Annotated in this window: 21 protein-coding genes, 1 tRNA gene and 1 pseudogene; 10 read left to right on the top strand and 13 right to left on the bottom strand. The window is 57.0% G+C overall.

Annotation, left to right across the window (positions count from 1 at the left end; all coding sequences use genetic code 11):
- Nucleotides 1-290: 290 nt before the first annotated feature.
- Complete coding sequence (locus tag AC1RJ3_RS04040; RefSeq protein WP_019692252.1) at nt 291-620, top strand: YXWGXW repeat-containing protein; 330 nt, start codon at nt 291-293, stop codon at nt 618-620.
- A gap of 352 nt (nt 621-972) precedes the next feature.
- On the top strand, nt 973-1,743 hold the full coding sequence (gene tam / locus AC1RJ3_RS04035; RefSeq protein WP_493077563.1) for a trans-aconitate 2-methyltransferase: 771 nt from the start codon (nt 973-975) through the stop codon (nt 1,741-1,743).
- A 35-nt stretch (nt 1,744-1,778) separates the two neighbouring features.
- Here tam and AC1RJ3_RS04030 read toward each other — a convergent pair whose 3' ends face one another.
- From AC1RJ3_RS04030 to AC1RJ3_RS04020, 3 genes are all read right to left on the bottom strand, one after another.
- The gene (locus tag AC1RJ3_RS04030) at nt 1,779-2,186 is read right to left on the bottom strand and encodes a type II toxin-antitoxin system HicB family antitoxin (protein WP_071551463.1); all 408 of its coding nucleotides are present in this window, start codon (nt 2,184-2,186) and stop codon (nt 1,779-1,781) included.
- 31 nt (nt 2,187-2,217) lie between these two features.
- Complete coding sequence (locus tag AC1RJ3_RS04025) at nt 2,218-2,400, bottom strand: type II toxin-antitoxin system HicA family toxin (RefSeq protein ID WP_081013750.1); 183 nt, start codon at nt 2,398-2,400, stop codon at nt 2,218-2,220.
- Nucleotides 2,401-2,726: 326 nt separating this feature from the next.
- Complete coding sequence (locus AC1RJ3_RS04020; protein WP_054596084.1) at nt 2,727-3,065, bottom strand: hypothetical protein; 339 nt, start codon at nt 3,063-3,065, stop codon at nt 2,727-2,729.
- Between the two features lie 448 nt (nt 3,066-3,513).
- Between AC1RJ3_RS04020 and AC1RJ3_RS04015 the strand changes: the two genes are divergently transcribed.
- Genes AC1RJ3_RS04015 through AC1RJ3_RS03995 form a run of 5 tightly spaced genes read left to right on the top strand, consistent with a single transcriptional unit; the run spans nt 3,514 to nt 8,555 of the window.
- Nucleotides 3,514-4,971: a c-type cytochrome gene (locus AC1RJ3_RS04015; protein ID WP_493077560.1), complete on the top strand. Its 1,458-nt coding sequence runs from the start codon at nt 3,514-3,516 to the stop codon at nt 4,969-4,971.
- Nucleotides 4,972-5,019: 48 nt separating this feature from the next.
- A complete protein-coding gene (gene ctaD, locus AC1RJ3_RS04010; RefSeq protein WP_493077558.1) occupies nt 5,020-6,795 on the top strand; it encodes a cytochrome c oxidase subunit I in 1,776 nt (591 codons plus the stop codon).
- Nucleotides 6,792-7,484 (top strand): cytochrome c oxidase subunit 3, encoded by a 693-nt coding sequence (locus AC1RJ3_RS04005; protein ID WP_493077556.1) that lies wholly within the window; start codon nt 6,792-6,794, stop codon nt 7,482-7,484. Before ctaD ends, AC1RJ3_RS04005 begins: the two co-directional genes overlap by 4 nt.
- A 6-nt stretch (nt 7,485-7,490) precedes the next feature.
- Entirely contained in the window at nt 7,491-8,204 is a 714-nt protein-coding gene (locus AC1RJ3_RS04000) for a heme-copper oxidase subunit III family protein (RefSeq protein WP_493077554.1), read from the top strand.
- Nucleotides 8,205-8,237: 33 nt separating this feature from the next.
- Nucleotides 8,238-8,555 carry a cytochrome C oxidase subunit IV family protein gene (locus tag AC1RJ3_RS03995; protein WP_419119731.1) on the top strand — a complete coding sequence of 106 codons (318 nt, stop codon included), beginning with the start codon at nt 8,238-8,240 and terminating at the stop codon, nt 8,553-8,555.
- Nucleotides 8,556-8,599: 44 nt separating this feature from the next.
- Here the strand turns inward: AC1RJ3_RS03995 and AC1RJ3_RS03990 are convergent, their stop codons facing one another.
- The 7 genes and pseudogenes from AC1RJ3_RS03990 to AC1RJ3_RS03960 all read right to left on the bottom strand — a co-directional run bounded on the left by AC1RJ3_RS03990 (nt 8,600) and on the right by AC1RJ3_RS03960 (nt 13,156).
- A complete protein-coding gene (locus AC1RJ3_RS03990) occupies nt 8,600-9,160 on the bottom strand; it encodes a magnesium transporter (protein WP_493077552.1) in 561 nt (186 codons plus the stop codon).
- Between the two features lie 196 nt (nt 9,161-9,356).
- Nucleotides 9,357-9,626, bottom strand: a complete 270-nt coding sequence (locus AC1RJ3_RS03985) for a hypothetical protein (RefSeq protein ID WP_054596089.1) — start codon at nt 9,624-9,626, stop codon at nt 9,357-9,359.
- A 416-nt stretch (nt 9,627-10,042) separates the two neighbouring features.
- Nucleotides 10,043-10,420, bottom strand: a pseudogene (locus tag AC1RJ3_RS03980) (Fic family protein); the annotation flags it as partial.
- 280 nt (nt 10,421-10,700) lie between these two features.
- A tRNA-Gly gene (locus AC1RJ3_RS03975) sits at nt 10,701-10,774 on the bottom strand.
- A gap of 248 nt (nt 10,775-11,022) precedes the next feature.
- On the bottom strand, nt 11,023-11,907 hold the full coding sequence (locus AC1RJ3_RS03970; protein WP_054596091.1) for an alpha/beta fold hydrolase: 885 nt from the start codon (nt 11,905-11,907) through the stop codon (nt 11,023-11,025).
- Between the two features lie 312 nt (nt 11,908-12,219).
- Complete coding sequence (locus AC1RJ3_RS03965; protein ID WP_347929219.1) at nt 12,220-12,912, bottom strand: pseudouridine synthase; 693 nt, start codon at nt 12,910-12,912, stop codon at nt 12,220-12,222.
- Between the two features lie 37 nt (nt 12,913-12,949).
- Nucleotides 12,950-13,156, bottom strand: coding sequence for a cysteine-rich CWC family protein (locus AC1RJ3_RS03960; RefSeq protein ID WP_054596093.1), 207 nt, complete (start codon nt 13,154-13,156; stop codon nt 12,950-12,952).
- Nucleotides 13,157-13,395: 239 nt separating this feature from the next.
- Here AC1RJ3_RS03960 and AC1RJ3_RS03955 point away from each other — a divergent pair, with 239 nt between their 5' ends.
- The gene (locus tag AC1RJ3_RS03955) at nt 13,396-13,653 is read left to right on the top strand and encodes a hypothetical protein (RefSeq protein WP_493077550.1); all 258 of its coding nucleotides are present in this window, start codon (nt 13,396-13,398) and stop codon (nt 13,651-13,653) included.
- A gap of 248 nt (nt 13,654-13,901) precedes the next feature.
- A complete protein-coding gene (locus AC1RJ3_RS03950) occupies nt 13,902-14,336 on the top strand; it encodes a hypothetical protein (RefSeq protein WP_493077548.1) in 435 nt (144 codons plus the stop codon).
- Between the two features lie 53 nt (nt 14,337-14,389).
- Here the strand turns inward: AC1RJ3_RS03950 and dspII are convergent, their stop codons facing one another.
- Entirely contained in the window at nt 14,390-15,502 is a 1,113-nt protein-coding gene (gene dspII, locus AC1RJ3_RS03945; RefSeq protein WP_493077546.1) for an enoyl-CoA hydratase/isomerase DspII, read from the bottom strand.
- 131 nt (nt 15,503-15,633) lie between these two features.
- Here dspII and ung point away from each other — a divergent pair, with 131 nt between their 5' ends.
- The gene (gene ung / locus AC1RJ3_RS03940; RefSeq protein ID WP_123582147.1) at nt 15,634-16,326 is read left to right on the top strand and encodes a uracil-DNA glycosylase; all 693 of its coding nucleotides are present in this window, start codon (nt 15,634-15,636) and stop codon (nt 16,324-16,326) included.
- 173 nt (nt 16,327-16,499) lie between these two features.
- Here the strand turns inward: ung and AC1RJ3_RS03935 are convergent, their stop codons facing one another.
- Nucleotides 16,500-17,537 carry an AbrB family transcriptional regulator gene (locus AC1RJ3_RS03935; RefSeq protein ID WP_493077543.1) on the bottom strand — a complete coding sequence of 346 codons (1,038 nt, stop codon included), beginning with the start codon at nt 17,535-17,537 and terminating at the stop codon, nt 16,500-16,502.
- Entirely contained in the window at nt 17,530-19,044 is a 1,515-nt protein-coding gene (locus tag AC1RJ3_RS03930) for a tripartite tricarboxylate transporter permease (protein WP_103320006.1), read from the bottom strand. The genes AC1RJ3_RS03935 and AC1RJ3_RS03930 overlap by 8 nt, the downstream gene beginning before the upstream one ends.
- Between the last annotated feature and the right edge of the window lies 1 nt (nt 19,045).

The raw sequence follows: 19,045 nt of genomic DNA, 5'->3' as shown, positions 1-19,045 counted from the left end.
TATCAAGAGAGACGTCGACTGCAGCCAGTGTAGTTTCCACCCGTGAAGCTGACGCGATGCTGAATAACGTGCATCTAGAACAGCTCAACAACGAAGGTGTTGTACTTGTTCTCGCAGGTTCTGCGATCTGTGGAAGGTCAACTTTTCTTTACACAGTTCCTTTAGGTGGGTTCAGGTATTAGACAGATATCTGCTGGTACAAATATTCATACGCCAAGCAGGAGCGCGGCGGTAAAGGGGGCATGGTTTTACAGGGTTACTCTATTGGCCGATGAGCCTCAGGAGGCAGCATGTTGTTACGTTACGCGGCATTGGTAGCAGTGGTCATCGCGGCCTCCGGTTGCGTACAGGAGCGGGTGGTTCACGACCGGCGTCCGCCACCACGCGAGTACGTCGAAGTCATCGCGCCGCAGCCACCACCGGTCCAGGTGATCGAAGTGGAACCCGCGGGCCGGCCAGGTTATGTCTGGTCGCGCGGTTACTGGCGTTGGGAAGGCGGGCGTTATGTCGCCGTTCGCGGGCACTGGGAACCGGAACGCCGGGGTTATCGTTACGTGCACCCGCATTGGGAACAGCGCAACGATGGCTGGCATTGGCAAGGCGGGGGCTGGGCCCACTAGATCCAGCGTTTCGCCGAATCAAAAAAGAGCGACCTTCGGGTCGCTTTTTTGTGCTGTCCAGACGCTGTCACGATCTCGAATTCATGACAATACGTAGCAGCTGCCGAAGGCTGCGTTCGGCTGCGAAGCGCTCGTAAAATCAGGCAACGCGTTCTTTCAGGTTAACCGTGGATTCAGGGTTTACGACTGCTGCGCAGCCGAACGCAGCCTCCGGCAGCTGCTACGAATCGCGTTCCCTCTCATCCAGCCGAGTCTTGACGAACTTGGCAGGGCCGTCGCTTACTGGCGCCCCACGAGCGAAACGCAGAGTCTAGCGCGTCGCTCATGTCCTGATCCGTTACAGGAGTACGCGATGAGCTGGTCTGCCAAACAGTATGTGGCTTTCGAAGATGAGCGCACGCGCCCGGCGCGCGATTTGCTGGCCGCTATCCCGAACACCGATGCGCGTTCGGTGATCGATATCGGCTGCGGCCCCGGAAACTCTACCGAATTGCTCGTGCAGCGCTTTGCCAACGCCAAGGTGCGTGGCCTGGACAGCTCGGCCGACATGATCGGCGCCGCCCGCAAACGCTTGCCGGACGTACGTTTCGACATTGCCGATATCGCCGCCTGGAGCGAGCCCGGCCCGTTCGATGTGATCTTCGCCAACGCGGTGTTCCAGTGGTTACCCGACCACGCCACGCTGTTGCCGTCGCTGGTGGCCAAGCTCGCACCGGGTGGCAGCCTGGCGATTCAAATGCCCGACAACCTCGATCAACCGTCGCATCGAATGATGCGTGAAGTCGCCAATAACGGGCCTTGGGCCCGCAAGCTTGCGGATATCGCCGGGCAACGGACGACCCTCGACGATGCCAATACCTACTACCAGATGCTGTGTTCGTGCGCCTCGCGGGTCGATGTGTGGCGCACCACCTACCATCACCCGCTGGCGGGCGGTCCTGCGGCCGTGGTCGAGTGGTTCAAGGGCAGCGGTTTGCGGCCGTTTCTTGAACCGCTCGACGAGGCGGAAAAAGCGCAGTACCTCGAGCAATACCTGGCTGCGTTAGAGCCATTCTTCCCGGTGCTGGCCGATGGTTCGGTGTTGCTGCCGTTCCCGCGTTTATTCATCGTAGCGACCCGCTAAAGGTCGTTGTTGCATCAGGGCTGAGGCCGTTGCCCTCAGCCCTGTTGCAACACTTTCAACGCCGCCGAGGCGAGGAAGCCGGAGCGGCTTTTCTCTTCCGGGTGATGCAGCACGTATTCGTCTATACGGGTCAGCAGATAGCCGGGCAGGGTGATGTTGAGTTTCTGAGCCTTGCCCAGGTACTTGGTGACATCGATGTCCACCAATGCCCAGGTAACGCCGGCGTACTGCGGATTGGCCGCGTGTACGGTGACCTTGTTGGCGGGTGGAATCGCCGAGCCGTCTTCGGCGAGTATCTCGAAGTGGCCTTCGATGGCTTCGCGCGCCATGGCGATCGCATCGTCCAGGTCATCACCGGCCGAGAAACAGCCCGGAATATCCGGCACTTCCACGCCCCAGGCGTGTTCGTTATCGCCCATTGAAATCGCAATTGGGTAAAGCATGTTCGTTGTCCTCTGGGTGCTGTTCGCCGGTTCAATACAGCAGGGCCTGTTGCAGGATGCTGACGGCCGTTTTGGTCAGTAAATCCTTTTTCGGGTGTGGGACGGTGACCAGACCGGGCTTCACAGGATGCTTGAAGTGGTGATGGCTGCCCCTGACCCGTACCAGATACCAGCCGTCTGCGACGATTTGGGTTATCAAATATCGGCTATTCACATCACTTCCCTGTGCTGTGTAGGTGGTTACTATACCTACTGAAAATAAGTTATCAACACTATAACCACCGCTGGTGGCGACAGAATGGATGAGTGGTAGGGAACAGTGTAGGAACCACCGCAAGACACGGTGTCCAGGAGCAGCGCTGGAGTGTTTCTGATTCCTTCAATGCCAGTTCAACGCGTGTTATTGCTGAATGGCGGGCATGAAAAACCGGTCACTGAGGACCGGTTTTTCTTGTCTCTGCATTTTCTGTTTACAAAGATGAGTTTTCGACACCGCGCTCCCCCCGCAGAGAAAACCCGATGCCGAGAATCACGTAGTCGCTACTCAAGCAGCTGATCAATCAATACCGCATTGGTATAGATCAAGCTTCCATCGCTTGCTCGATGTCCGACCAGATGGAACTGACCGCGTTCGTGTTGCAAATAGACGCGCATTTGGCAGTCGGACAAGGGGCCGTATCCCTCGGGCAGGATCAAATCCATTGAACTCATGTCGACATCGACCATGGCTTCACGCTCATGGGTCTTCTGCAGGCGTTCTTCTGCTTCCTCCAGGCGCAGGTGGAGGGGGGCATCGACGTCAAAATGGATCTCTCCCACCGGGGTGGATTTTTGGGCGCCGCTGATTTTGCACCAGCCTTCGATCGTCAAGGCACTCATGACGGAACCTCCGTTGTGGACTGCTGGACTCTGTAGCTCGGGCCACTTCTGGTCGATCTCTACCGTCCGTAATCAGAAATTAAGTATAGCTGGCAACCGGGCGTCGCTTGGGGGCGTGGGGCTCGATTCTGATTATTTTGACTGATCGGAAACAAGTCGCTATGCCCAATTGAGTACCGGGAGGCGTGATGCTGAATATCTTTAGCTATAGGTGGCGAATGGATTTAACTAATTAACTTACTGTTGGAGTTGGAATGCTCGTGCGTCACGGTACTTCAGGAAAAGCGCTTGCTCCGTTCCTGCACTATACTTCTTGCTGACTTTACCGTCAGGAGCAGTGGTGCTTGTCTGCTCTGCTGGGACGTCAGATTAATATTAATTTGACGATGCTGTTAAGTGGCGATGCTTTTGCATAATCCACGCGTGACAGGAATAGGATGAAGAGAAAATGGCAATAGCAATTATCTTGATTCTAATCGTTGTTGCATCAGTGTTGTTCAACATCCTGGCGCCTTGGCATGCGACACCGGCCGCTTCCAACTGGGGGTCGATAGACACCACCCAGTTCATCACCCTGATCATCAGCGGAATATTTTTCATCGCCATCACGGTATTTATGGCGGTCGCCGTGATGCGTTATCGTCACAAGGACGGTGCCAGGGCGGCTTACCAGCCAGGCAATAAGAAATTGGAGTTATGGTTAATTATCGTTACGTCGGTCGGTATTGCCGCGATGTTGGCGCCAGGCCTGGTTGTTTATAGTGATTTCGTCCGGGTGCCGAAAAAAGCTTATGAACTCGAAGTGGTTGCCCAGCAGTGGCAGTGGGCTTTTCGTTTTTCCGGCCGGGACGGAAAGTTGGGCAAGTCGGATATAAAGTTTTCTGATTCCACCAACCCTTTCGGTCTTGATCCCAAGGATCCTGCCGGGCAGGACGACATACTGGTACTAAACAATGAAGTTCATCTTCCGCTCGATCAGCCGGTAAAAGTTTTACTGCGTTCCAAAGATGTGCTGCACGATTTCGATGTACCGCAAATGCGCGGCAAGATGGACATGGTGCCGGGGATGGTGTCGTACTTTTGGTTTACGCCAACTAAAACCGGGCAATATGAAATTATGTGCGCTGAATATTGTGGTGTAGGGCATTACAACATGCGCGGCCATATGATCGTGGACGAACAGGGCGCCTTCGATCAATGGTTGAGCAGCCAACCGACTTTTGCGCAGACATTAGCGGCAGCTGCCAAACCCAGTCGCGACAGCGTGCTGGAAAAAGGCCGGCTGTTGGTCGAGAAGTACGGTTGCAACGCCTGCCATAGCCAGGATGGCAGTGCCAGTCTCGGCCCGGGATGGAAAGGGCTGTACGGCCGCACTGAACAGCTTGCCGATGGCACCAGTGTGCAGGTCGATGAGGCTTACCTTAAATCGGCGATTCTCGATCCAAAGGCCCGGCGGGTGCAGGGCTACCCGCCGGTCATGGTGGCCTATACTCTCAATGATGATGAACTGGGTGCTCTCGTCACCCTGATCAAATCACTGGGTACCGCGCGCCAAGGCGATGAGCTTTCTGCCCCAGGTGAAGACTTGGCGGCGCAGGGACAGCAACTGGCCAAGTCGTTCGGCTGTCTGGCCTGCCACAGTGTCGATGGCAGCAAGGGCGTTGGTCCCAGCTGGCAGGGCCTGTATGGCAAGACAGAAACCCTTGAGGACGGTACGAGGATAAAGGTCGATGAGGACTATATAAAAGAATCGGTTCTCAAGCCTAACGCCAAAATCGTCAAGGGTTATGCACCCATCATGCCGACCTTTACGCCGAGTGATAAGGAGTTGAGCGCACTGATCGCTTTTATCAAATCCAAAGCGAATGCCGACGCTGATACGAGCAAGGCGGAGCCAGGAAAGTAGCCGTAAGCAGCCAGCAATACACCGAAACTTCAGTTGGAGGATGACGTGATGGCCTATGCGGAGCAAGCCGAAACAGAAGCACTGCACGAGCCCAAAAGTTTCCTGACCAAATATATCTGGAGTCAGGACCACAAGGTCATCGCCATTCAGTATTCCTTGACGGCTATATTCGTGGGCATCATCGCCGTGGTGTTGTCCGACTTGATGCGCTTGCAGATAGGCTTCCCCGGTAGTTTGGGGTTCATGGACGCCAGTACTTACTATCAAGCGATGACCATGCACGGCATGATCATGGTCATTTATTTGCTGACGGCCTTGTTTCTCGGCGGCTTCGGCAACTATCTGATCCCGCTGATGGTGGGGGCCCGTGACATGGTCTTCCCCTACGTCAACATGCTGAGTTACTGGACCTACCTGCTCGCGGTACTGGTGTTGCTCGCCAGTTTCTTTGTTTCTGGCGGACCCACCGGTGCGGGCTGGACGCTCTATCCGCCACAGTCCATTACCAAGGGGACACCGGGGACCGAGTGGGGCATCGTACTGATGCTCGTCTCACTGGCGATTTTTATCGTCGCAACCACCATGGGCGGGTTGAACTACGTCACCACGGTGTTGCAGGCGCGCACGCACGGCATGACATTGTTTCGCATGCCGCTCTCCGTATGGGGAATCTTCATGGCCTCGATTATGGCCTTGCTGGCGTTCCCGGCGTTGTTTGTCAGCGCGATCATGACGCTGTTCGACAAGCTGTTGGGCACCAGCTTCTTTATGCCGGCAATCATCTCGCTGGGGCAGCAGCTCGATCACCAAGGTGGCAGCCCAATATTATTCCAGCACCTGTTCTGGTTCTTCGGCCACCCGGAAGTCTATATCGTTGCTCTCCCGGCGTTTGGTCTGGTCTCCGACTTGATCAGCACGCATGCGCGTAAAGGTATCTTCGGCTACCGAATGATGGTGTGGGCCATTATTGCGATTGGCGTACTCAGTTTTGTGGTCTGGGCACACCATATGTATGTCAGCGGAATGAACCCCTACTTTGGCTTTTTCTTCGCCACCACCACCTTGATCATCGCGGTGCCGACCGCTCTGAAAGTCTACAACTGGATTCTGACCCTGTGGCGGGGCGACATTCATCTGACCGTACCGATGCTGTTTGCCCTGGCCTTTATCGTCACCTTTCTGGTCGGCGGTCTGACCGGGTTGTTTCTCGGTAATGTGATCGTGGACATTCCGCTCTCGGACACCTATTTCGTCGTAGCCCATTTTCATATGGTCATGGGGGTCGCACCGGTACTGGTGGTGTTCGGCGGCATTTATCATTGGTTCCCGAAAGTCACCGGGCGCATGACGAACGACACCCTCGGCAAGCTGCATTTCTGGATTACCTTTCTCGGCACCTACGCGATCTTCTTTCCCATGCACTACCTGGGTTTCCAGGGCATGCCACGCCGCTACTACGCCTATGACAACTACGCGTTCATTCCGCAGTCGGCGCAAGAATTGAATTCTTTCATTACGGTGGTCGCATTGATCGTCGGCGTTTCCCAACTGCTGTTCCTGTTCAACCTGGCCTGGAGCACTTTCAAAGGCAAGCCCGCAGGCAGTAACCCCTGGGGCGCGGCCAGTCTGGAATGGCAAACGCCAGACACCCCGCCGGTACACGGTAACTGGGGCGCGAAGCTGCCGGTCGTGTATCGCTGGGCCTACGACTACAGCATGCCGGGAATAGACCAGGATTTCGTTCCGCAAACGGTCTCCGACGAGGGGCTGGAGCAGATGCGGCAACTCAGTGCCGGAGCCAGGATTGCGGACGTTAAAACATGAACAGGCTGCTATTGAGAAACGTCGACGGTGCTGACCCCGGCGGTAGTTGGAGTGGTGGTCCTGAGGATATTCAGGCCGCCGAGGCTGCCAATAGAATCCAAAACGCAAGAGTCGGCCTGCGCTTGTTTCTGGCCGTCGTGAGCTCGTTATTCTTTCTCTTTTTGGTTGCCTTTATCGAACGCTCGCAAATGGCCGACTGGCGACCCCTGACGGAGCCCTTGGCGCCCTTGGCCAACCTTTGGCAGCTATGGCTGAATACGGCTTTTCTGGTATTCAGCTGCATCGCCCTGCAGTGGTCGCGTATGGCCGCCCGACAGGGGCGACTGGACGCAACGGTCATTGGTTTTGCAGTGGGGGGCGTATTTGCAGTTGCCTTTCTGACAGGACAACTCTGGGTCTGGCAGCAGTTTGTCGCCTGGGGCTACTTTGTCGCCAGTAATCCGGCCAACAGTTTCTTCTACCTGTTGACCGGCCTGCACGGGTTCCACCTGCTGGGCGGGCTGATCGCCTGGAGCAGAACCGTCGCTAAATTCCTGCATCACGTGCCGTTGCCGCAACTCAGCGCCAGCGTAGAGCTCTGTGCCACCTATTGGCATTACTTACTGGGTCTTTGGTTCGTGCTATTCGCGCTGCTGACCAGTACGCCGGCAACCTATGAAGCCATTGCCAGATTCTGCGGCCTGAGGTGAAAAGCCATGGCATCGCACCCGCTAGCCCCACTCGAGTCCACTTCATCCAATCCACCCAGCTCGCCACCTGCAACGGGATGGCAGGGCATCGCCAACGACTGGGCCTCGGACAGAGAGGCTTTCAGGCAGGTGCCTTGGGGCAAGGCGATGATGTGGATATTCCTGCTCAGCGATACGTTTGTATTTACCTGCTTTTTAACCGGCTACATGTCGGTACGCATGACGATCACCAATGCCTGGCCGAACCCCAGTGAAGTGTTTGCATTGACGATTGGCGGTAGAGAAATCCCGCTTATTCTGATCGCCATCATGACCTTTGTGCTGATCAGTAGCAGCGGCACCATGGCTATGGCGGTCAATTTCGCCTATCGCCGTGATCGCGCGAAAACCGCTGCCCTGATGCTGGCGACCGCAGCCTTCGGGGTGACCTTCGTCAGCATGCAGGCATTTGAATGGAGCAAGCTCATCGCAGAAGGGGTGCGTCCCTGGGGGAACCCCATGGGGGCGGCGCAATTTGGTGCCAGCTTTTTCATGATTACCGGTTTCCACGGGCTGCATGTGTCAGTCGGCGTCATCTACCTCAGCATTGTGGCGATGAAAGTATTGCGCGGAGATTATGAGCGCTCCGGAAACTATCAGATCGTCGAGATAGCCGGGCTTTACTGGCACTTCGTGGACCTGGTGTGGGTGTTTATTTTTGCGTTCTTCTATTTATGGTAGGTCGTGAACAGGTTCTGAAGAGGAGCACTGATGATGGCGCATACCCAGGGTCAGCAACATCCAATCAGCTTGTACCTTAAAATCTGGGGGCTGTTATTCGTCCTCAGCACGTTGTCGTATCTTGTCGACTATTTTCACTTCCAGGGCTACCTCCGGTGGTCCCTGATCATCACGCTCATGTTGTTGAAGGCAGGTCTGATTGTCTCCGTCTTCATGCACATGGCCTGGGAACGGTTGGCCATGGTCTACGCCATATTGGTGCCACCGTTGTGTTTACTGGTACTCGTCGGACTGATGGCCACCGAGGCTGATTATGTGTTCCTCAGCCGGGTGATTTTCTTCGGCCAATAAGCGACGTCCGGATGGCACTTCCGGACGCCCTCAAGCCTGCGGGGCTAACCCGATATCACTCGTTTGAACTGATGCCATTTGTGCTGCCAGGCGACTGTCCAGTGGGGGGCTGCCGTACCCATGCCGGCGATCTTCAGCCTTGGATGATGTTCGATTACCCGGTCCAGTACCGATTCCTGATCCGGCTCAACATCCACGAAGAAGATATGTTTGCCCTCGTCTACCACCTGTTTAAAACTGCGGAAGTGAGTGTTTGGCACCTGGATACCAAAAAAACCGCCTTCCCAGATGCTGAAGCCCAATATAACAATCGCCAGGAAGATAAAAGGCATCCAGCCTGCTGCGGATTCGGTCCAGCCTAGCCAATAGGCGCCACCCAGGACCAGCGCCGCGAGTGGTATACCGACCACCGCACCAATCTCGCCAGAGTGAACAGTATCTTGTTTCATCAGCGAGTTAACTTCGTGGAGGTGATGTTCTTCAACATCAGCCACTTCTTCACTGAGCACATGAATTTGTTCGGTATTGATGCCGTTGGCTTCCAGTTCATTTTCAACGGTTTCAAGATCGTCGAGATTGTCACTGATGTAATAGTGCCGATTCATACCACACCTCCCATCTCGTGTTTGCTGTAGACCTCCTCTGTCCTGCAGCCGTTAACTGAGATTTGCAGTCGGTATCTGTGCCCGTGGGGGACGTTGCAGACTTCATGCAATTTGAAAGAAGTATAGCATTCGCTAGCATGCGTGATTTTCGGTGTCAAGACCTGGAGGGGCGCCGAAACAGCGCCCCCTTGTGACGTCAGGACGGTTCTGCATCCATGCGTCGCGCAATCACATCCAGCACATCGCAACCGTCGCGCAAAGGTATGCAGCAGAGCAATGCGAAGTCGCTGAGAATGACCGAGTCAGTGGTGATGTCACCCCGCATCGCGAGGTTTTCAAGAATCTGCGTCACGGCTCGGATTCTGTAACTGGCCGTGCTGAGCAGTGAATGCAGCGGTTGAGTGGTGTTGACGAACAGGGAGGGTAGGTCGTCGGCGTTGCTGGTTAAGGCCATGTATTCATTCATGAGTGATCACCATGTAGTTGGAAGACCCCACCACTCAATTGTCGCCAAACAAATGGGTGGCAGCTGTACGCGGGTTGGCGAACCGGACATGGCATAACCGGCAGATCCTGGGATCTCCCACGCACAGCTACCAAAAAACAGGCAGCTAAGTGCGTTCAAAAGCGCTCCGAAACTGCTCGGAAGCTTCTGCACCATGTCGTCGAGTCGCCAAACCCGACACGCCATTTGGGCGTCGGCCGACTATAAGCCTCGTGACAAAAGCACAGCAATGCGCAAGTGTACGGACAATTCCCAGTGTCGTGTGGGACATTGCCTTTTCGGAAATTGGCTTCTTTGTGCCACCAGTAAATGGGTGGTCGATGCTGAATTTGGCTGGCGTTAATCCGCCACAGCGTAGAAGGGCAATTCCCCCGAATTCACCGGCACTGCACTTCGCCGCCCCCCATCTCACGATCCTCAAACGCAGAACGCACGGCCTCCACAACGCGCTCTGCCATGCGCTCATCTTCAAGCTGCGGGTACCCTTTCTTTAGCTTGCCGGACACCACCCAGCCGTTCTCCTTGATGGAGCGGATGATGCGGTTCGCATCCTGGTCCGGCATTTCCAGTACTTCTTTCAGCCGGTCCTGAGCTTGCTGAAAGATCACCAGTACTCTGGCTTCATCCGCCATTTCCTTTCGAATCGTGTGCTCGACGACTCGTGCGGTGTACAGGACGTGTTCGGTCAGATCGGGATAGCGCCAGGCAAAGCACGCGTCCTTGTATTCGTCGAAGATGAAGTTGCTGCGAGTCCCGTGCGAAAACGCTAATTTTTCGTAGGCGTGAAAATGCTAACGCTTGATGAAATTTGATAATAAATCCGTGTTTTTAGAAAAAAACGCTAACAGACTTCAGGGTAGTCGCTAACGCCCCGAGAGCACTTACTCATCGATCAGCGGACAACGGACAAAAGTGGGGGAGATGCCTCAGAGCCCGATTCCACCAAACTCCAGACATAAAAAAACCGGCCATCAAGGCCGGTTTTTTCTTTACCTGCATCCCCCATCAAAAAACGACGTGAGACTGAAATCTGATTGGAGCGGGTGAAGGGAATCGAACCCTCGTTATCAGCTTGGGAAGCTGGAGTAATGCCATTATACGACACCCGCTCAGAGCGGCTGACTTTGTACCAGATGTGGCCGGGGATTTGAAGTTTTTCTTTAGCGGATCTGTGTTTACGTGGTTTTTTGCAGATTCGGGCGGGTAGGCGCATGCCTCGTCGGCAGCTGGGCTCAGCGCTGGCGATGGCGGTGGTACGCAGGGTTTGAAAGCGTGTTGCGGTCTGTCGCGGGCAAGCCTCGTTCCGGGAAGTAGTGCGTGTACCTAGGAAGACGAGGTTGCTCGCGAGGACGCTGTTTCAAATGGCCAATGCATGGTGGTCCTGGGTGAAGTGGGAACGCGTTCGGCCTTCATGATGAGCCGGTTTCAGGAACCCCAGCAGTGCGTGGCGGCTGTCTCGGCAGGCGGCTTTGTGCTCCATGTCGAGAAAGTGCCCGGTGGCCCGGATGGTGCTGAATGTGCTGTGTTGCACATGGCTGGCGAACAGGTGGGCATCGCTGGCGGCGGTGTACTCGTCCCATTCACCGTTCATGAACAGCACCGGCACGTCGATGTGCTTGGCTGCCTTGAGGTAGCACATGCGATCGCTGTTGAGTACCTGGCTGATGTGGAAGTGCATTTGCCCGTATTCGTGCTCGGCCAAGGTGCTGACGTGGCGATAGTTGAAGCGTTTGAACAGCGATGGCAGGTGCTTGCCGATGGTGTTGTTGACCAGATGGCCGACACGGTCGCGGTCAAGCTTGCCGAGGTAGTCGACACCACGCTCCAGATAATCGCGCATGTGCTCGTTGACCACCGGCGAGAACGAACTGATCACGGCTTTTTCGATCCGGCGCGGGCGCTGTGCCAGAGCAATCATGGTAGCTGCGCCACCCCACGAGAATGACATCACGTGTTCCGCGGCAAAATGGTCGATCAGCTCAAGGAGGATCTGCCCTTCGACTTCCTTGGTGAGCATTTTCTCATGCCGATTGTGGGCTTTGGACTTGCCCGCGTAGGGCTGGTCGTACAGCACCACGTTGAACTGCGGGTGCAGGTTTTTCACGGTTTGTGCAAACGATGCAGTAGTGGCCATCGAGCCGTTGACCAGAATGATGGTCTTCTCTGCGGCGTCTGCGCGATAGAACTCCGTGTAAACCCGGTACTGACCTTGTATATCCAGCACAGCGATTTCTGGCCTCATGTCGTAAGACTCCTGGCAAGCGGGTATGCGCGCAATGAGATTGCACGAGCTTTGTGACAGGTAGGCATACGCCTGGAATTTTTGAGCCCATGTCGATCCGGTGGAGGCTGGTCGACGGGTATTGTTATTGGCGGGCAGTCTGTCGGGAGAGGTGGAATCTGCGAGGCGCTCTGCCGACAAAAAGTTTCTTAGAAGTATGTTATGACTTGCCGGTCACATTTCGGCCGACGTCCTGATTCAAGCAGGGGAGTGGTCATCGCGCAAGTGCAGTTTGTAAATTGTTCGACAACTTCTGCTCAGCGGTCGCTCGCTTCAGATCAGCTGGGTCTCTGTGGCGCTCAGCGGACGGTACTCACCCGGCCTCAATGTGTCATCGAGTACCAGCGGCCCCATGCGTTCGCGGTGCAGACGCAAGACCTTGTTATCGAAGTGGCCAAACATCCGCTTCACCTGGTGATAACGGCCTTCGACGATACTCAATCGCGCAGATTTTTCGCCCAGTACTACCAGGTCGGCAGGCTGGGTGGTGAGGTCTTCAAAGGCGAAGTACAGGCCCTGGGCGAAGGTCTGTGCGTACTCTGGCGTTATCGGCTGTTCGGTTTCGACGTAGTAGACCTTCGGCAGTTTGGTCTGCGGTTGGGTCAGGCGCCGCGACCAGGAACCGTCGTTGGTGATCAGCATCAGCCCGGTGGTGTTGAAGTCCAGACGCCCGGCGATGTGCAGGTCATCCTTGTCAGGTTCAAGGATCAGGTCGAGGACAGTCGGGTGTTGCGGGTCGCGAGTGGCGCTGACACAACCTGGCGGTTTGTGCAGCATGAAGTAGCGCGGTGGTTTGCCGGCTTGCAGCACTTCGTCGTCGCACTCGACACGGCTGAACTCGCGGACTTCCCAATGTGGATCGCTGACGATCTGCCCGTCGACCCTGATCCGCTGTTCGACCAACAGCAAGCGCACCTGTTTGCGGTTGAAGCGGGGCAGGTTGCTGAGGAAGCGGTCAACGCGCATGACGGTCGGCAGATCGGAAAAGGGCGCGCATCTTACCCTATAGGGCTGCTCGCAGCTGCGACTCGACTTGAGCGCAGCTCGGGCACAGGCATGACTGGTCGCGCAGTTCGGCGGGCAACGCCAGCAGCACTGCCGGGTCGATAGCCACGGTGTAGCACCAGCAGGCCTGGTCGGCGGTTCGCGGGTCGGCCAGGCTGCAATCGTTGCTGGCGCCGCAGGCCGGGCAGAGGTCTGGTTTATTCATCACTGGAGTGGGGCACTTCTGCGCAGGTTCGGTCAGGGTCGATAGGCTTGGCACGGTACATCGCCTGATCGTTGCGTGACAACAGGCTGTGCACGTTGGGCGGGCCGCTGATCTGAAGTTCTGTGAAAGGAGGCACTTGGCGGTTGTGACAGAGTCTTAATCAATGTCAGCCGTTCAGTGTTCCGACTGGCAGCAGTCCGCGTTTTCGGAATGTGCTGCCTGCGGTCCAGGAGGCCGCCATGTACCGTCGAATCTTGCTCAGTGGGTTGTTTGGTTTGAGTCTTTCCGCCTGTTTTTACTACGCAGAACCCGGCTATTACGGTCCAGAGGTGTACACCGTGCCGGCACCTTATTACTACGGCGGTTATTACTACAGGCCCTATTACTATGGTGGTTACTACTATGGCCCTCGCTATTACGGCGGTTATCGCCATTATTACCATGGTGACCATGACCATGACCGCGGGCGCGGGAGGGAACGCCACGAGCACGATTGACGCCAGGTAAGGCGAGCGGGCTCAATTGTTTTTCAATCCTTTCATTTCACGGCGCTTTGCGGGTAAAGGAAGCGCCGTTTTTCATGCCGGCTTCCAGCGGTCGAGAAGCGTTATCGGCTACTTGTTTATATTTGTTTCTAAATCGCACCAGATTCTGATTTTGCTGTCAGATGTTTCGTCAGTCAGATGAATTGGCTGCCGCTGACCAGCGTCGCTGGTATGGCTCATTCGCGGTCCAGGAGGCCGCCATGTATCGTCGTCTTCTTCTCATTGCTTCATTGGGTTTGACGCTTTCTGCTTGTGTTCCCTATTACGACGAAGGCCCCGGTAATTACCGCTCTGAGGTCTACACCTCTCCGGCGCCAGCCTATTACTACGGAGGTGGATCCTATTATTCCGCACCGCCTGCGCGTTACTACGAGCCAGCTCCGCGTTACTACTCGCCGCCGCGCTACTACCAGCCAGCGCCGCGTTATTACCAGGCAGCACCGCGAGTCGAGTACCGCGTTTACCAGAACCGTGGCTGGGATGACCGCGACCGCCATGGCTGGGGTCATCGCGAAGAGGGTGGCCATGGTCGCCGGGAATGGGATGATCGGGGGCATCGTGACGGGCGTGATCACGACAGACAGGGTGACCGTGATGGTCGCGATGGCCGCCGCAATTGGGACGGCCACCGTTAAGCCTTGCAACGATCAAGCGGCGCATTCAGCGCCGCTTTTTTTATGCCCGGATTTCAATAACCCGACAAATCTGCCAGCGGATGCCGACCTTCCCAGACCTTATGGAAATGCGCCTGGACTACCGCTTCAGGTATCGCGTTGATGTCCGGCCAATGCCAGTGCGGCTTCTGGTCCTTGTCGATCAAGCGCGCACGAACACCTTCGCTGAATTCCGGGTGCCGGCAGCAGTTCAGGCTCATGGTGTATTCCATCTGGAATACCTCGGCCAATGACAGGTGCCGAGCACGCTGGATTTGCTCCCAGACCAGATGAGCCGTCAGTGGGCAGCCCTCGTGCAGGTTTTTTGCCGCGCGGGCCAGCAACAAGTCGCGGTGATCGCGCAACAGACTGATGGCGCGCCAGGCACAGCGTACATCGCTGACATCCAGCAACTCATCAATCTGCTGGCGTCGTGGCAACCATTGGGCCTCGGGCATTTGTCCGACGGCTTCCTGTTGCAAGGCCTTGAGCAGGCTGTTGAGCTGCATTGGCGTTTGTTCCTGCCAATTCAATTGCAGCAGACCTTCGATGAGCTCCTCCTGCTGTTCATCCAGCAAGAAGCGGTCAGCCAGGTCCAGGTCAATGGCGTCGCGTGCGTTCATCTGCGCGCCGGTCAAACCAAGAAACAGGCCGAGCTTGCCGGGTAATCGTGACAAAAACCAACTGGCGCCAACATCCGGGTACAGGCCGATACTGATTTCGGGCATGGCCAGGCGGCTGCTCGGGGTGACGATGCGAATGCTCGCGCCTTGCAGCAACCCCAGGCCGCCACCGAGAACGTAACCGTGACCCCAGCAGATCAGCGGTTTAGGGTAGGTGTGCAAGCGAAAATCAAGGCGATATTCCGCCGAGAAAAACTGTGCGGCCAAGGGCGGAACCTCACCGGGATGGGCTCTACAGGCCTCTACCAGGTTGCGCACTTCACCGCCGGCGCAAAACGCCTTGGCGCCGTTACCGCGTAACAGCACGCAGACAATCTGCGGCTCTTTGGCCCAGGCTTCCAGTTGATCGCTCAAGGCCCTGATCATCGGCAGCGAGAGGGCATTCAGGGATTTTTCGGCATCCAGGCTGGCGATGCCGATGCGTGCGCCGTCCGTGCCGGTGAGTTCTTCGAAGTGCAGATTCATTTTGACCTCGATGACTGAATTGAACGTTCAGTATGATCGCTGTACGAGAAAGTGCTGGATCTGCGTCAGATCAATTGACAAGCGCGGTGGGCTTTCCTAGGGTTCGCCCCATTGAATTCTCGGGTGTAACCATGACTGTTGAAGACCGTATCAAACTCGAACCGAGCTGGAAGGAAGCACTGCGTGCCGAATTCGACCAGCCTTACATGGCTGAGTTGCGCGAGTTTCTGCGGCAGGAAAACGCCGCAGGCAAGGAAATCTATCCGCCGGGACCGATGATCTTCAACGCCCTCAATTCGACGCCGCTGGACAAGGTCAAAGTGGTGATTCTCGGCCAGGACCCATACCACGGCCCGGGTCAGGCCCATGGCTTGTGCTTCTCGGTGCAACCGGGTGTGCCGGCGCCACCGTCGCTGGTGAACATCTATAAAGAGTTGAAGCGCGACCTGAACATCGACATCCCGAACCACGGTTACCTGCAAAGCTGGGCCGACCAGGGCGTGCTGATGCTCAACACCACCATGACCGTGGAGCGGGCCAATGCCAACGCCCATGCGGGCAAGGGCTGGCAGCACTTTACCGATCGGATTATCGAGGTGGTCAGCGAACATCAGCCCCATCTGGTGTTTTTGCTGTGGGGCGCTCATGCACAGAGCAAACAGAAACTGATCGATGCGACCAAGCATCTGGTGCTGACGTCGGTGCACCCGTCGCCGCTGTCCGCTTACCGTGGATTCCTCGGCTGCGGGCACTTCAGCCGCGCCAACAAGTTTCTTGAACAGAATGGCGAGACACCGATCGACTGGCGGTTGCCACCGGTCTGAAACGACGCGAAAGTGAAGGGGAGCGGCTTTTGTGGTGAGGGGGCTTGCCCCCGTTGGGTCGCGAAGCGGCCCCAAAACCAGCCACTGCATTTTGTCAGACACACCACAGACATATGGTTTACGACTGCTACGCAGCCGAACGGGGGCAAGCCCCCTCGCCACAGGTGATCAACTCAGGTGTCATCCGGCAACCGGTCCCAATACCTGAACAACGGCTCCGCCAGAAACAGCACGAACAACAACCGCATCACTTGCATCGCTGTGACCAAGGGCACCGACAGTTGCAAGGTTTCAGCGGTCAGGCTCATTTCTGCAATGCCGCCAGGCATCATGCCCAGAGTCAGTGAGCGCAGGTCCAGTTGGGTCAGCGCACTCAGTCCCAGCGCCGCCAGTGTGGCGATCAGCATGGTCAACGCCGTACCGATCAAGGTCCGGCCCATGAACGACGGTGCTCGACGAAAGAACTGCCGATTGAAGTGACAGCCCAGGCCACTGCCAATCAGCCATTGGCCGATCTGACTGCCGCCGTGGGGCAGCCCGATGTGTAAATCCCAGCCGATGCTCACCGCCGCACTCACCAGCAACGGGCCAAACAGCCAGGGGTTGGGCTGGCGCAACCGTTGCCAGATCCAGGTGAGCAGGGCACCGGCCGGAAACAACACCGCCAGCCAGCGCCAATCGACGCTGGCCGGATGCAGTTGTGGGGCGCCGTCGCCAAGCAAGTATTTGAAGGCTGCCGGTACGCAAAGCACCACCACCAGCACCCGAAGGCTTTGCCCTGCCGCAACCCGGCTGAGCACGGCGCCATTGCGTGCGCCAAGGTTGACCATTTCACCGGAGCCGCCCGGCATGCTGGAGAAAAATGCAGTGGCGCGATCCTCGCCGGTGCGCCGCAGCAACCAGACCCCGACCACTGCCGACAGGCTGGTGACCAGCGCCCCGAAGAAGATCAGGCCAAAGTGGCGCATGACCTGCTCGATCACCAGCGGGGTGAAGTGCAGGCCAATGCCGATGCCGACAATCCACTGGCCGCATTTACGCCCGCCAGGAATTTCCGCCAATTGCCAGGGTGTCAGGCAGCGCACCAGGATGATCGCCAGCAACGAGCCGACCATCCATGGCAGCGGCCAGCCGATCTGGCTGGCGAGGTACCCGCCCAGCAGACCGACCAGCGGTGTTCCCCACCAGCTTTTGAAAGGCCGATCAGACATCGGCGATTGCACGCCGCGCCACGGAACGTTTGCGCCAGATGCGCAGGATAGGCATCAGCAGCATGATTGCCGTCAGTACCCAGCAACCGAAGGTGATGGGGCTCGACCAGAGGATTTCCAGCGCACCGTTGGAAATCGACAGCGCACGGCGCAGGTTCTGTTCCATCAAGCCGCCGAGAATGAACCCCAGTAGAACTGGCGACAACGGGAAATCCAGCTTGCGCAGGATGTAGCCGAAGATGCCGATGCCGATCATCAGGAACAGGTCGAAGGTCGTCGCGTGCACGGCGTAGACGCCGATCCCGGTAATGATCGCGATCACCGGCACCAGTGCCCAGTTCGGCACGGCAAGGATGCGGGTGAAGATGCGGATCATCGGGATATTGAGGATCACCAGCATGACGTTGGCGACGAACAACGAGGCGATCAGGCCCCAGACGATGTCCGGTTGCTGTTGGAACAACAGCGGCCCCGGGGTGATGTTGTACAGCGACAGGGCGCCGATCATCACCGCCGTGGTGCCCGAACCCGGTACGCCGAGGGTCAGCATCGGCACCAACGCGCCGCAGGCAGCACCGCCGATGGCAGTTTCCGGTGCCGCGAGGCCACGTTTGTCGCCCTGGCCGAAGGTGCCGCTGGCGCCGGCGATGCGTTTCTCGGTCATGTAGGCAACGGCACTGGCCAGCGTCGCACCGGCACCCGGCAACACGCCCATGATGAACCCCAGAACGCCGCAACGGATGTTCACCACGAACACCGAGGCGGCTTCCTTGAAGTTGAACATCATCCGCCCGGTGGCTTTCACGGCTTCCTGGCCATGATGGGTTTTTTCCAGCAGCAACAGGATTTCGCTGATGGAGAACAGGCCCAGCACCAACACCACGAATTGAATACCGTCAGTGAGGTGGATGTTGTCTCCGGTGAAACGGTACACGCCGCTATTGGCGTCGATCCCGACGCACGACAGAAACAACCCGATCAGCGCGGCGATGAAGGTTTTCAGCGGTCGATCACCGGCCATGCCACCGAGGCAGACAATGGCGAAGACCATCAGCACGAAGTATTCCGCAGGGCCGAAAGCGATGGCCCATTTCGCCAGCAGCGGGGCGAACAGCACCATGCCGCAGGTGGCGATGAATGCGCCGATGAACGAGCTCCAGGCCGACAACGACAGTGCCACCCCGGCCATGCCCTGGCGGGCCATGGGGTAGCCATCGAGGGTGGTCATGACCGTCGACGCTTCGCCCGGAATGTTCAACAGAATCGAACTGATACGCCCGCCGTATTCGCAACCCAGGTAGACGGCAGCCAAGAGGATCAGCGCGGACTCCGGTGGCAGGCCGAGGGCGAACGCAATCGGTATCAACAACGCCACGCCGTTGATCGGCCCAAGACCCGGCAACAAGCCGACCACGGTGCCGATCAGGGTGCCGCACAACGCGGTGACCAGGTTGTAAGGAGTCAGTGCGACGCCAAAACCCTGGCCGAGGTAGTTAAGGGTATCCATA

The sequence above is a fragment of the Pseudomonas sp. GW822-FHT04C11 genome (genome assembly GCF_058800905.1).
The sequence above is the reverse complement of the archived record's forward strand: the minus strand, read 5'-3'. Positions and strand labels throughout refer to the sequence as shown.

What these genes read in the sequence shown, in the direction of transcription:
- AC1RJ3_RS04040 (WP_019692252.1), top strand. Translation starts at nt 291, where the DNA reads ATGTTGTTACGTTACGCGGCATTGGTAGCAGTGGTCATCGCGGCCTCC.
- tam (WP_493077563.1), top strand. Translation starts at nt 973, where the DNA reads ATGAGCTGGTCTGCCAAACAGTATGTGGCTTTCGAAGATGAGCGCACG.
- AC1RJ3_RS04030 (WP_071551463.1), bottom strand. Translation starts at nt 2,186, where the DNA reads ATGCTTTACCCAATTGCGATTTCAATGGGCGATAACGAACACGCCTGG.
- AC1RJ3_RS04020 (WP_054596084.1), bottom strand. Translation starts at nt 3,065, where the DNA reads ATGAGTGCCTTGACGATCGAAGGCTGGTGCAAAATCAGCGGCGCCCAA.
- AC1RJ3_RS04015 (WP_493077560.1), top strand. Translation starts at nt 3,514, where the DNA reads ATGGCAATAGCAATTATCTTGATTCTAATCGTTGTTGCATCAGTGTTG.
- ctaD (WP_493077558.1), top strand. Translation starts at nt 5,020, where the DNA reads ATGGCCTATGCGGAGCAAGCCGAAACAGAAGCACTGCACGAGCCCAAA.
- AC1RJ3_RS04005 (WP_493077556.1), top strand. Translation starts at nt 6,792, where the DNA reads ATGAACAGGCTGCTATTGAGAAACGTCGACGGTGCTGACCCCGGCGGT.
- AC1RJ3_RS04000 (WP_493077554.1), top strand. Translation starts at nt 7,491, where the DNA reads ATGGCATCGCACCCGCTAGCCCCACTCGAGTCCACTTCATCCAATCCA.
- AC1RJ3_RS03995 (WP_419119731.1), top strand. Translation starts at nt 8,238, where the DNA reads ATGGCGCATACCCAGGGTCAGCAACATCCAATCAGCTTGTACCTTAAA.
- AC1RJ3_RS03990 (WP_493077552.1), bottom strand. Translation starts at nt 9,160, where the DNA reads ATGAATCGGCACTATTACATCAGTGACAATCTCGACGATCTTGAAACC.
- AC1RJ3_RS03985 (WP_054596089.1), bottom strand. Translation starts at nt 9,626, where the DNA reads ATGAATGAATACATGGCCTTAACCAGCAACGCCGACGACCTACCCTCC.
- AC1RJ3_RS03970 (WP_054596091.1), bottom strand. Translation starts at nt 11,907, where the DNA reads ATGAGGCCAGAAATCGCTGTGCTGGATATACAAGGTCAGTACCGGGTT.
- AC1RJ3_RS03965 (WP_347929219.1), bottom strand. Translation starts at nt 12,912, where the DNA reads ATGCGCGTTGACCGCTTCCTCAGCAACCTGCCCCGCTTCAACCGCAAA.
- AC1RJ3_RS03960 (WP_054596093.1), bottom strand. Translation starts at nt 13,156, where the DNA reads ATGAATAAACCAGACCTCTGCCCGGCCTGCGGCGCCAGCAACGATTGC.
- AC1RJ3_RS03955 (WP_493077550.1), top strand. Translation starts at nt 13,396, where the DNA reads ATGTACCGTCGAATCTTGCTCAGTGGGTTGTTTGGTTTGAGTCTTTCC.
- AC1RJ3_RS03950 (WP_493077548.1), top strand. Translation starts at nt 13,902, where the DNA reads ATGTATCGTCGTCTTCTTCTCATTGCTTCATTGGGTTTGACGCTTTCT.
- dspII (WP_493077546.1), bottom strand. Translation starts at nt 15,502, where the DNA reads ATGAATCTGCACTTCGAAGAACTCACCGGCACGGACGGCGCACGCATC.
- ung (WP_123582147.1), top strand. Translation starts at nt 15,634, where the DNA reads ATGACTGTTGAAGACCGTATCAAACTCGAACCGAGCTGGAAGGAAGCA.
- AC1RJ3_RS03935 (WP_493077543.1), bottom strand. Translation starts at nt 17,537, where the DNA reads ATGTCTGATCGGCCTTTCAAAAGCTGGTGGGGAACACCGCTGGTCGGT.
- AC1RJ3_RS03930 (WP_103320006.1), bottom strand. Translation starts at nt 19,044, where the DNA reads ATGGATACCCTTAACTACCTCGGCCAGGGTTTTGGCGTCGCACTGACT.